The organism is Bradyrhizobium sp. 132, from assembly GCF_023074185.1.
Lineage (GTDB): Bacteria > Pseudomonadota > Alphaproteobacteria > Rhizobiales > Xanthobacteraceae > Bradyrhizobium.
The window spans coordinates 28416-38560 of the sequence record NZ_JADPKY010000123.1 but is presented as its reverse complement, the minus strand read 5'-3'; the positions used below and the strand labels follow the sequence as shown (position 1 = coordinate 38560).

The 10145-nt window shown below is 60.5% G+C and carries 18 protein-coding genes and 1 tRNA gene; 12 read left to right on the top strand and 7 right to left on the bottom strand.

Going from position 1 to position 10145, the window contains the following annotated elements; genetic code table 11:
- Nucleotides 1-95 precede the first annotated feature (95 nt).
- Nucleotides 96-398 (bottom strand): hypothetical protein, encoded by a 303-nt coding sequence (locus tag IVA74_RS25625; RefSeq protein WP_247349110.1) that lies wholly within the window; start codon nt 396-398, stop codon nt 96-98.
- 148 nt (nt 399-546) lie between these two features.
- Nucleotides 547-732, bottom strand: a complete 186-nt coding sequence (locus IVA74_RS25620; RefSeq protein WP_247349109.1) for a hypothetical protein — start codon at nt 730-732, stop codon at nt 547-549.
- A gap of 406 nt (nt 733-1138) precedes the next feature.
- Here IVA74_RS25620 and IVA74_RS25615 point away from each other — a divergent pair, with 406 nt between their 5' ends.
- Together IVA74_RS25615 and IVA74_RS25610 are read left to right on the top strand one after the other, a co-directional pair.
- Nucleotides 1139-1435: an HU family DNA-binding protein gene (locus IVA74_RS25615; RefSeq protein WP_071914190.1), complete on the top strand. Its 297-nt coding sequence runs from the start codon at nt 1139-1141 to the stop codon at nt 1433-1435.
- Nucleotides 1436-1608: 173 nt separating this feature from the next.
- A complete protein-coding gene (locus IVA74_RS25610) occupies nt 1609-1785 on the top strand; it encodes a DUF2934 domain-containing protein (RefSeq protein WP_247349108.1) in 177 nt (58 codons plus the stop codon).
- A gap of 129 nt (nt 1786-1914) precedes the next feature.
- Here IVA74_RS25610 and IVA74_RS25605 read toward each other — a convergent pair whose 3' ends face one another.
- A complete protein-coding gene (locus tag IVA74_RS25605; RefSeq protein WP_247349107.1) occupies nt 1915-2142 on the bottom strand; it encodes a hypothetical protein in 228 nt (75 codons plus the stop codon).
- Between the two features lie 274 nt (nt 2143-2416).
- Here IVA74_RS25605 and IVA74_RS25600 point away from each other — a divergent pair, with 274 nt between their 5' ends.
- The 3 genes from IVA74_RS25600 to IVA74_RS25590 all read left to right on the top strand — a co-directional run bounded on the left by IVA74_RS25600 (nt 2417) and on the right by IVA74_RS25590 (nt 3904).
- The gene (locus IVA74_RS25600; protein WP_247349106.1) at nt 2417-2569 is read left to right on the top strand and encodes a hypothetical protein; all 153 of its coding nucleotides are present in this window, start codon (nt 2417-2419) and stop codon (nt 2567-2569) included.
- Between the two features lie 593 nt (nt 2570-3162).
- Nucleotides 3163-3543, top strand: coding sequence for a GrlR family regulatory protein (locus IVA74_RS25595; protein ID WP_247349105.1), 381 nt, complete (start codon nt 3163-3165; stop codon nt 3541-3543).
- Between the two features lie 163 nt (nt 3544-3706).
- Entirely contained in the window at nt 3707-3904 is a 198-nt protein-coding gene (locus IVA74_RS25590) for a hypothetical protein (RefSeq protein WP_247349104.1), read from the top strand.
- Nucleotides 3905-4094: 190 nt separating this feature from the next.
- Here IVA74_RS25590 and IVA74_RS25585 read toward each other — a convergent pair whose 3' ends face one another.
- On the bottom strand, nt 4095-4325 hold the full coding sequence (locus IVA74_RS25585) for a hypothetical protein (protein WP_247349114.1): 231 nt from the start codon (nt 4323-4325) through the stop codon (nt 4095-4097).
- A 282-nt stretch (nt 4326-4607) separates the two neighbouring features.
- Between IVA74_RS25585 and IVA74_RS25580 the strand changes: the two genes are divergently transcribed.
- Entirely contained in the window at nt 4608-4907 is a 300-nt protein-coding gene (locus IVA74_RS25580; protein ID WP_247349102.1) for a hypothetical protein, read from the top strand.
- A gap of 67 nt (nt 4908-4974) precedes the next feature.
- On the opposite strand, the gene IVA74_RS25575 is transcribed toward IVA74_RS25580, so the two are convergent.
- Nucleotides 4975-5139, bottom strand: coding sequence for a hypothetical protein (locus IVA74_RS25575; RefSeq protein WP_015686271.1), 165 nt, complete (start codon nt 5137-5139; stop codon nt 4975-4977).
- 307 nt (nt 5140-5446) lie between these two features.
- On the opposite strand from IVA74_RS25575, the gene IVA74_RS25570 reads away from it, so the two are divergent.
- The 4 genes from IVA74_RS25570 to IVA74_RS25555 all read left to right on the top strand — a co-directional run bounded on the left by IVA74_RS25570 (nt 5447) and on the right by IVA74_RS25555 (nt 7844).
- Nucleotides 5447-6208 (top strand): NAD-dependent protein deacetylase, encoded by a 762-nt coding sequence (locus IVA74_RS25570; protein WP_247349101.1) that lies wholly within the window; start codon nt 5447-5449, stop codon nt 6206-6208.
- Nucleotides 6209-6422: 214 nt separating this feature from the next.
- Nucleotides 6423-7055 (top strand): cold-shock protein, encoded by a 633-nt coding sequence (locus IVA74_RS25565; RefSeq protein ID WP_247349100.1) that lies wholly within the window; start codon nt 6423-6425, stop codon nt 7053-7055.
- 112 nt (nt 7056-7167) lie between these two features.
- The gene (locus tag IVA74_RS25560) at nt 7168-7653 is read left to right on the top strand and encodes a DUF192 domain-containing protein (protein WP_247349099.1); all 486 of its coding nucleotides are present in this window, start codon (nt 7168-7170) and stop codon (nt 7651-7653) included.
- Between the two features lie 114 nt (nt 7654-7767).
- Nucleotides 7768-7844 (top strand) — tRNA-Pro (locus IVA74_RS25555).
- A gap of 277 nt (nt 7845-8121) precedes the next feature.
- Here IVA74_RS25555 and IVA74_RS25550 read toward each other — a convergent pair.
- Nucleotides 8122-8304: a hypothetical protein gene (locus IVA74_RS25550; protein ID WP_247349098.1), complete on the bottom strand. Its 183-nt coding sequence runs from the start codon at nt 8302-8304 to the stop codon at nt 8122-8124.
- A gap of 416 nt (nt 8305-8720) precedes the next feature.
- Here IVA74_RS25550 and IVA74_RS25540 point away from each other — a divergent pair, with 416 nt between their 5' ends.
- A complete protein-coding gene (locus tag IVA74_RS25540; protein ID WP_247349096.1) occupies nt 8721-9191 on the top strand; it encodes a hypothetical protein in 471 nt (156 codons plus the stop codon).
- 268 nt (nt 9192-9459) lie between these two features.
- On the opposite strand, the gene IVA74_RS25535 is transcribed toward IVA74_RS25540, so the two are convergent.
- The gene (locus tag IVA74_RS25535) at nt 9460-9618 is read right to left on the bottom strand and encodes a hypothetical protein (RefSeq protein ID WP_247349095.1); all 159 of its coding nucleotides are present in this window, start codon (nt 9616-9618) and stop codon (nt 9460-9462) included.
- A gap of 309 nt (nt 9619-9927) precedes the next feature.
- On the opposite strand from IVA74_RS25535, the gene IVA74_RS25530 reads away from it, so the two are divergent.
- Nucleotides 9928-10122, top strand: coding sequence for a hypothetical protein (locus tag IVA74_RS25530; protein ID WP_247349094.1), 195 nt, complete (start codon nt 9928-9930; stop codon nt 10120-10122).
- Nucleotides 10123-10145 lie beyond the last annotated feature (23 nt).

Sequence of the window (10145 nt, the reverse complement as noted above, 5' to 3'; positions counted from 1 at the left end):
CATCGCAATGCGCGCCGACAAGACCGACCAGAGCTTCACTTCAATGATCTATCTGGCCGCGGCCGCGATAAACTCCAGATGAATCCCAACAGACCCTAGGCTGCGATCCGTTGCGTGACGGGAGACGTCAGTTGCTTGAGCACCTCTGCGTGCTCCAGGTCGGGAACCGCGATGGCCGTGTGGCTGTACATCACATGGGTTCGTGATTTTGCAATCTGGTCCAGGATCTCGCCGCCCTTGATGACGTGGAGGCCCATGCCCTGTTCGGACGGGAAGATCGCCAGCACCACGTCATAGGCCGTGATGACGGCGCGAAGCGCTTCGGCCTTGTCTTCGGCAATGTCGACAAACACGCGAACGTCAGCCGCGAGTTCACGCAGCTCGTTAAAATCCAGCACTGTGGGGTACTCCAACGCAACGATACTGCGAGGAGCTTGGCGGGGTTAGGTTACTGAAGTCTCAACGGGGCATGCCCAGACACAGGTTTCACGACGAGATGACTCCGCGAGGCAGGTCACCTGATACGCAGGTCACTTGATGCGCAGTTCACTTGGCGTACCCCTGGGAGCGGAGCCACGCGATCTTGCGATCTCCGTTGATCCAGTCGTCGGCATCTGCCTTGCTGGTGAAGCCCTTGATTTCGCGCTGTTCGCTGCCCGGGTAATCCGCCAGGATTTTCCAGTCGTTGTCTGCAATGCGGACGGTTTTGAAGGTCACTTTTGTTTTTGCCATGCCCCATTATGCAGGAGATGGCCTGAAAAGAGAACCTGCCTTGTGATGGTAGTCCGCGTCGCTCGGGCGCAGAGCTCGGGTCGGGCCTGATGGGCGTGGTCGGGTCGGTCCCGAAAAGGCGAAAGCCCCGCCTGGGGGAAGGCGGGGCTCTCTGATGGGGTGAAGCTTGGGGACTTCAACGAGTTAGACGCCTCAGCCGGCGAATGGTTCAACCCAGTAGCGGCGCTGGCTGCGGCATCTTTTCGGGGGCGTCCGGGCCCCCCGCAGAACCCCTGCTTGCGTTTTAGGCCTCGATGGGTTCTAAGCCCCGTCACTTCATGAAAGTTGGCATGAATCAGAAGCGCGTTGCGCGGTCGGACCGCCTCCTGAGCAAAGCCTGCTCGCGCGCACAGAAGGAAATTCAGACATGGCGAAGATGACGAAGACCCAATTGATTGATGCAATTGCCGAGGGCACGCAGCTGTCGAAGAACGACGTGAAGTCGGTCATCGAGTACATGGCGACGGTTGGCTACAAAGAGCTCAACGAATCCGGCGAGTTCGTCATTCCCGGCTTCGCGAAGATGTCGGTGGTGAACAAGCCTGCGACCGAAGCCCGCATGGGCGTCAATCCCTTCACCAAGGAGCCGATGCAGTTCGCGGCGAAGCCGGCGAGCAAGTCGGTGAAGGCCTCGCCGCTGAAGGTGGCCAAGGACTCTGTTTAAAGAGCACTCCGTCTAAAAAGCACTCCGTCTAAAAGGAGCGCCGTCCAAGGCGCTGGCATTTTCGTTGCGGCGGCTTGCTTCGCGAGGCGCCGCAACGAGCGCCGTGTGATGGCGCGAGCTGGAAGGAACTCTCGGGCTGTGTCAGGCTTTGCTTCCGACAGGGAGGAAACCCTATGGCCAGCTTAAGCGAGGAAGAGATTCGAAACCGCGCCTATCACCTCTGGAAAGAGGCCGGCGAGCCCGCGGGGACGATGGACACCTTCTGGTACGAGGCCGAGAAGGAGCTGCTCGCCGAGCGGCGCAAGCAAGGCGAAGTGCCGCCGGGGATGACCGACAATTTGCCGGTCTGACGGAGCCGTCAAAGAAAAACCCCGGACCTTCGGACCGGGGCTCTTCGAGCTGGACGGCCGCGTCGCGACACGCCGCCAGCACCACTGAATTCGCCAGGACAACGTGCAGCGGGACACACGTTCCGGCCGCTACTCCGGCTTTGTCGACACGTCGATGATCGCCGGCGTATCGACCTGGCGCTCGCGCCAGACGACGAAATCGCATTTGGGATTGAGCCACTGATATTCGGAGCCGCGCGCCTTCAGGTGCGCAAGCGCTGCATGGTGTGCACTGGTCTCGTCCGGCGCCTCGACCATGATCTCCACGGTCTCCTCGATCTGACGCACCACCTCGACGGCGTAGTATTTTCTGATCACGGTCCCCTCGCTCCGGAGAGTGTAACGGGGAGGGCCGAACTGCGTTCCCGCAAGAAAAACCCCGCGCTCGCGCACGGGGTTCTCGTGGCTGACGGCGTTGGGATTTCAGCGCCTGGCCAGCCGTCTCTCGAACCTAAGGTTGAAACTCCAAAAAGCAACCGCGCCAGCGCGATGGATGGTTCAAGGCAATGTGCCCGGCGAATTTCGCGGGGAGGGGACTGGACTTTTTGTTCTTATTTTGTTCTAGTGACTCATCTCTTTTGGAGGTGTGCCCATGACTGTCGAGAAACAACGCGAAGTGATCAGGCTCTGGAATCAGCTCAGGAAGCTCGAGGGCCCGGCCGCGGAAGAGCTCCGCATCCAGATCCTCGACTGCTTTTCGGAGAAGGAGTTTTCGGAGAAGGATTCGGCGAAGCGAGCGGCGTGACGAGCTTCGCGCTATTTCGCTGATCACGGGCGACTGCGCCCGACTTCACTGATCGTTAGGAATCGTTTTGCGCTGATTTTCTCGACTCCGATTCGTTCTTTGCGAACGAAATGGAGTCGGATGCAGAACAAGCCGTGGCTTCTGTATCGATGCGGGACACGCGTCTCCAAGCCGAGCCGGCGGGATGCTTCGCACAGTCCCGTCCTTGCGTCCTCGTTACAAGATGAGGCGAGGGAGACGCGACATGGATGCGTGCTGGTTTCTCGAGATGTTCGCCGAGATCGCAAAAGTGTTTTGGTACGATCGGCATCCGCGCTTGCGCAAAGGCAGGTCGTCGGTGCCGCAGGCGTCGCCGCGATCGACATCAGACGACACGATGTGATCGAGCGCTCGTTTGCGATGGTGCGCTCGTTCGCGTGCAAACGAATTGTTAAGGGTTGCTTCGCGTGGTTTCGTCTATTCCGATTCGTTCTTTGAGAACGAAAGGCAGGCGAAGCTGGAACAAAGCCGGTCGGCAAACGCGCGAATCGTCTCATCATCGTCTCGACGCTCTCCGTGTCCGGCGCTATCGTTGCTCCCGCGGCGGACGCAACATGAAGAACGGGCTTTATTCCATCCACATCCACATGCTCGACGGCGTAAAGGGCCGCGACAGCGGCGTGCTGATCTTGCGGGACGGCCTGCTGCTCGGTGGCGGCCCTTACTTCTGGTCGCGCGGCTCCTACACGATCGGCCGCGGCACGTCGAAGAACGACTCTTCGAAGGACGGCACTTGGAAGGGCGAGCTTGCCACCAACCAGCATACGCCGTTCGCCGATGGCCTCACCCGGCCGCTGTTCGGCGGCGAGGAGGCGACGAGCGGCTTCTCCGGGACGTTCAGCGACGACGCGGCCGAGGTGTTCGGCACCGTGCTGGTCGCAGGCCATCGCAGCCTCGGGTTTCGCGCCAGCTTGAAGCGGCTCGCCGAGTTCTAAAGACGCTTCGCAAACTCCTAACGGAAGCTTGCCGGAAAGCCGATAACCCTATTCGGTAGGTTAAAAACCCAATCGCGTTGCGCTTGCCTCTACTTGGGATAGGTCTGTCCGGCGAAGACAGGCAACGACTTTGCCAAGAACCAATTTTGCCAAGAACGAATTCATGACACCATTTTCAGAACCGTCCTTTTATCAAGGCGACCGCCACACCTACCGGCGCATCGCCATCGTCGGCACGCTGTTCTGTCTCGCTTTCGTGGTGATCAGCTTCTCGCTGCGCCCGCAGCTCGAAGACACGCGCGTCGCGGTCAAGGCCGACAGGCTGATGCGCACGGCAGGCCAGGCGCCGCACGCCAACTAGCGCTCGTCGACGGAACTATCCGGATACGCGACACCGCGGTTTGCGAGCGCCACGAAGCCGGCATAGCCGGACAGGTTGACTAGAACTTCAAGCCAAACGGGCATGTCGTGTCTCCTGTCGTGAAGGCAAGCTCAACGTGCGTATGCGCCCCCCGTTCCCGGCCTGCGAGAGTTCCCGTTCGAGAGTGGCGTCAGAGCGGCGAGGAGGGGTCGATCCGCCGGCCTAGGGTCGCCACGGATGAGCTCGACGGTGTCTCTTTCAGAAACTCGGCAATGGCCCGCGCCAGCTCGCCGTCGCTCATTGGCGTCGGCGGCGGACGCAGCGTGCCGACACCGAAATTGCGGACGATCTCGTCGTAATGCTCGTTGCCGGATCCGGGAAGAAGCCTGCGAATTCGGGCCAGCAGCGCGGATATTGGCATTTTTTCCTCCTCGATCATCCGCCCCTTGGCAGCAATGATCGTCCGCTGCCATTTGCCTCCCGTGAAACTGAAAACCCCGCCAGCATCGCGAAGATACTGACGGGGGTCTTCGTGCTGTTGCCTCAACCGGATAGCGGAGGCTTCCGCACTTGCAGGTGCAATCGCGCCCGATCGATTTCGTTCCCCTCGTTTCGTAACTTTTTGACGGCGCTGAGTTCCGCAGCCTGCGCGCAACCATCGCGCGGCGGCGGCGTTGCCTCGGCGAATATCACGGAGGAGATCATGAAGAAGACATTGGCAATTTTGGCTACCGTTGCGGCCGTCGGCGTGACCGCGATTGCTGCGCCTGCGCCCGCCGAGGCGCGTGGTCGCGGCATCGGCCCGGGCCTCGCGTTTGGCTTGGCTGCCGGCGCTATCACCGCGGGCGCTGTCGCAGCGTCCCATCCTTATGGCTATGGCTACGGCTACGGCCCGGGGTATGGCTACTATGGTCGCCCGGCCTATGGTTACGGCCCTGGCCCGTACGCCTATTATGGCGGTGGACCGTACTATCGCCGCCACCATTATTACCGTCACTGGTGACGGCTGGACCAAATGAAAAGCCCGGGGCAATGCTCCGGGCTTTTTTCATGGATGGTGATCTGGTGTCTTACGGCCAGAGCGAGGGCCGCTCCACCTTGCGGGCATTGTCGAGCGTCGACACGAAATACTCTTCACGCTCGCGCTTGAATTTTTCCTGCGTGGCACGGAAGGCGGCGACACGGGCGGCGATCTCTTCGCGTTCGCGGATTTTGCGTTGTTCGTCCTCGGTCATGTCAAATCCCCTCTACACGTAGAGTATGTGTACACTCCTGAACTCAAGCACTGCCGCCGCAATCGCGTTGAGTCGCGTCAACATATGCATTGGCGCTTCTGATTGGGGCGTCAATGGGGAGGAGGCATTGCAGGATTGTGATATGCGAAGGGCGGAAAGAATTGCCGACCACGCTTGCGGGGCAGTGGATAAGAGCGTCAACAGTCTTGTCGCTTGCGCACATTGCAGCTAGCGCAAAACAAATCAGCAAAATTAATCAGTAAAACAAACCGGCAAAACAAAAAGGCAAAACAAACGGGAGGCGGCGTTGATTGCATCGGATATTCGCAGCGGCGTCGAACGTCTCGGCGACATGATCGCCGAGGCCGAACGGATCGTGCCGTTCACCGGCGCCGGCATCTCGACCGAATGCGGCATCCCCGACTTCCGCTCGCCGGGCGGAATTTGGACGCGCAACCGTCCGATCCCGTTCGATGAGTTCGTCGCCAGCCCGGAGGCGCGTGACGAATCCTGGCGCCGGCGCTTTGCGATGGAGGAGGTCTTCGCGGCCGCCAAGCCTGGCCGCGGCCATCGCGCGCTCGCCTCGCTCTACCGCGCCGGCAAGGTTCCCGCGATCATCACCCAGAATATCGACAATCTGCACCAGGCCTCGGGCTTCGCCGCAGAGCACGTGATCGAACTTCACGGCAACACCACGTATGCGCGCTGCATCGGGTGCGGGCAGGCCTATCCGCTCGACTGGGTGAAGCTCCGCTTCGACGAGGCGGGCGCCGCGCCCAACTGCACCGCGTGCGACGAGCCGGTGAAGACTGCCACGATCTCCTTCGGCCAGATGATGCCCGAGGACGAAATGCAGCGTGCGACCGCGCTGTCGCAAGCCTGCGACCTCTTCATCGCGACCGGTTCCTCGCTGGTGGTATGGCCGGCCGCGGGCTTTCCGATGATGGCGAAGAGATCAGGTGCACGTCTGGTGATCATCAACCGGGAGCCGACCGAGCAGGACGATATCGCCGACCTCGTGATCCGCCACGACATCGGCGAAACGCTCGGGCCCTTTGTCGCTAATTGAGGCGGTAGTTTGATTCGCGGCCGTGCAAGCTGTTCATAGGTTCCGGCGAATCTCTTTTTTGTCTATGCGTCGCAACCGGGAGTGTTATCTTTTGAGTCGAAAGATTCGCGGCGCATCGAGTTGAGAAGATCCTCTGTTGGGAAGATTCTCTAAAGACGCGTGATTCGGCGCCCCCATTCAGGCGGGTTGCATGGCATGTGTGGGGTCCGGGGTTATGGGGTCGTCGGACGGATTTGAGTCCAAGAAGGTCGGAGTTCCCTCCGTGGGCGAACACGGCGGTGGCGGTCGCGACAGCGCACTCAGTCCCTTCACCGAACTTGGTGAGGGCAGTGCCAACCTCGTCGCGGTTCACGGCGTTATCAAATGGTTCGATGCCTCAAAGGGCTACGGCTTCATCGTTCCCGACAATGGCTGGCCCGACGTGCTCCTGCACGTTACCGTGCTTAGGCGTGACGGCTTCCAGACCGCTTACGAGGGCGCCCGCATCGTCGTCGAGTGCATCCAGCGCGCGAAGGGCTACCAGGCTTTCCGCGTGGTTTCGATGGACGAATCGACCGCGATCCATCCGGCGCAGATGCTGCCGCCGCGCACCCATGTCTCGGTCACCGCGACCAGCGGGCTGGAGCGAGCGCAGGTCAAATGGTTCAACCGGCTGCGCGGTTTCGGCTTCCTGACCTGCGGCGAGGGCACGCCCGACATCTTCGTGCACATGGAGACACTGCGCCGCTTCGGCATGACCGAACTGCGGCCCGGCCAGTATGTCCTGGTCCGCTTCGGGCCCGGCTCCAAGGGCATGATGGCGGCCGAGATCCATCCCGAGACGGGGTCGCCGGTCTCGTCCCACTAATTCCAATTCCCGCGATCGTGAGCAGAGGCGCGTTGGCTGACGGGCGCGCCTCTGGCTTTTCCGGCGACCGCCGCGTAAGGACTGGCCCAGTCCCACGCCTCGAGTGCCGTCCATGAATTTCGATCGAAAGGCCGTCTTCGCCGTTGCGAAGGGCTGGCTTGCCGCCATCCTCGTCGTCGCCGGCTGTGCCGTCGCGAGCGCACCCGTCCGAGCCGCCAGCTTCCAGCCGCTCGAGATCGTCACCAAAAACGGTGTGCAGGTGTTCTCGGTCGAAATCGCGACGACGGAGGAGGAGAAGCAGACCGGCCTGATGTACCGCAAGGAACTGGCCGATGGGAAAGGCATGCTGTTCGACTTCAATCCCGAGCAGGAGGTCTCGATGTGGATGAAGAACACCTATGTCTCGCTCGACATGATCTTCATTCGCGCCGACGGCCGCATCCTGCGCATCGCCGAAAATACCGAGCCGATGTCGACCAGGATCATCTCATCCAGGGGGCCCGCGCGCGCCGTTCTGGAGGTGGTGGCGGGAACGGCGCAAAAATACGGCATCCGCGCCGGCGACCGCGTCGGCCACCCGCTGTTCGGTAGCAAATAGGCGGGAAGGGGTTATTGCCCCCGTCCCTGGCGGTCTTTTTGGGAAGCTTGCTGGCGTCTAGGAAAGCTTGCTGGCGCTTTGGGAAGCGTGTATCGACGGGGTTCGCCGGACATTCGGGGTATAGCGCAGCCTGGTAGCGCGGCAGTTTTGGGTACTGCAGGTCGTTGGTTCGAATCCAGCTGCCCCGACCAGCGATTTCAATTACTTACGGCAGAAATGCAAAGCCCGATCTTCCCAGTAATTTGGATTGGGAAGACCATGGGAAGTCTGAACGCTTAGCGGGCTCGGCTGCCGCGGCACCGTACGGGCCGGCATCTCGATCAGGGCGACGCGCTCGAGGGATAGAGTGCTCTCCTCCGCCAGATCAGACAGATGCGCTCCATGCGCGCGCGCTCGTCGATGTCGTGCTGATGTTGTCACCCGGCCGATCAGCCTCCGGCACCGCAACCGCCGTCAAGCCCCGCAGCCCTAGTTCTTATTTTGCAGCTGTTGCGCCCGCTCACGATACATCGTCATTTCAAGCTCGAACGTTTTTCGCTCGGCATCTGATCGCTGCCTGCGGCTCAATTTGCGAAGTGCAATGGCCTTGTCTATCGCGCGTTGAGCCCGGTCCAACAATTCCTGGGTCTTGGGACTGAATTGCTCTGTCACACAAGCGCTCCCTGCTAGCAGGCGGGGGAGCGCTATGGCGTCTCTCAGTCAGCGGCGCCCGATACCGTGGCCGCTGATGGCAGCTAACGTATCACGAGCGCGGCGGAGGTCCTATTCAGGCGCCTGCAGGCCGGGAGACGCCAGCCACTCGCTCATGTGCGAGCCGGTTTCAGCTTGTCGGGCCTTGCGGATCAGTGCCTCGCGGGCAGGGCCCGGTGGAAGTGTGTTGGCTTTCTCGCGAAGTCGCTTCGCCTCCTCGGTAAGCCGTACTTCGAGTGGGGAGGATTGGATGATCCTGCGTCGTAGCGCCATGGTCATACTCCAGCCAATGAACTCGCGCCCAACGTACAATGATGGTTCCGGTTCCCGCAAATCAGGCACCTGTGATCGTCAAATGGTGAGAAGCGGGAGCTGTCATGAATGACCATGTCACCGAGAGGGCTTACTCTTTTTCCTCGGTCCAGGTCTGTGGTCCAGGTCTGCGCACCGCATTCGCACTTGAACGTGCGAACTATTTTACCGTTTTGCGGGTTGAGCATTTTCAAGACGGAAAGAGGCTTCCTGCCGCACTCGTCGCAGGGCTTAGCCGGGTTGGATCAAAACTGGAAAACACTTCGTTCTTGAAATCGCGATCCACTGCTATCACCACACCATCGAGCGACACTAAGTACCATAGTGCACACTCGTTCCATATGCTGATGACCCCAGAAGAATATCTCGAACTGGCGGAGCGATATCGGGTGGCGCTGGAAACGGCCACGGACATCTTCACGCGCCACGACCTCGAAGCGATGGAACACAGTTACGACAGCGAGCGGGCGCTCCGAAAATCTGGTCGGATGGTCGATGCCCTGGACAAGCTCGGCAACGGGGACAAAGCAAAATAGGCCAATGCGGCGGGCGCTGACGTCCTGCGCTTACGGAGGCTTTTGAGCTCCCTCCAAACCCTTGGCGCTCATTCTCTGCGCAACGCGACTTCTGCGCGATTTTTCAAGACATTGGGGCGAAGTGGCCGCGCAGAAATTCGCATGATTTCGTCGAACCTTTGAGCGTCGCGATAGACATACGAGTGTTGGGGGATTTCAGCGCCCAATGCCTAACGGACGCCGCCAAGCGATGATATTCCGCTTGCGCGGCGTTGCGCTTTTCGAAGGTTCAGTTCGTGGCGTACCAGCCGAGCGGAAACGGCAGGAACGGCCAGACCAATTGATTGTCGTTGGCGGCCTTCCGCGGCTCTTGCTCCGGCGTCTTCGCGAACAGCGGAAGCGGCGTCGATTGCAGCGCCAGGCGCAGGCATGCACATTGCAAATTCATCGTGGTCGCCCCAGCCCATCTATGTTTCTCAAAATTTATGTCGGCTTAAAATCACTGCGCGCTCTCAAAACGGCGCGCTCATTCTCAAATCGTTTGTTCATTCTAGAAAAATTGGCGCCGGCTTTCAACCTGTCTTGCTGCTCCGTCCCGAGAAGTAAGGTTGATCGGTTAGGTTAAGGACGAGCGATTGTTGCAGCAGGCTTGGCGATCGTTATCAGATCGGTCCCGGCGCGCGACGGACTGCCCGAAATTCGTGTTCACACGAGATCACAGTTCGTCGCGGCGCTCGTATCCTGTGAGTTCTGCATCATGTCTTTCGATCGCAACCTCCGAACCGTCGGTCCGCAGGCGAGCTGGACGGAGATCTGGCACCTCTGGACCGTGCTCGTGCCGCGCCGCTCGATCAACGGGCAGCTCGTTTACGGCAGGGTCTGGCGCCGCCATGACGGCCGCGACTGGATCTACAAGAGATTCACCGAGTTCGACAGCGAAGCGGCGGCCTGAACGGCATTGCTTGCTGACCGGCG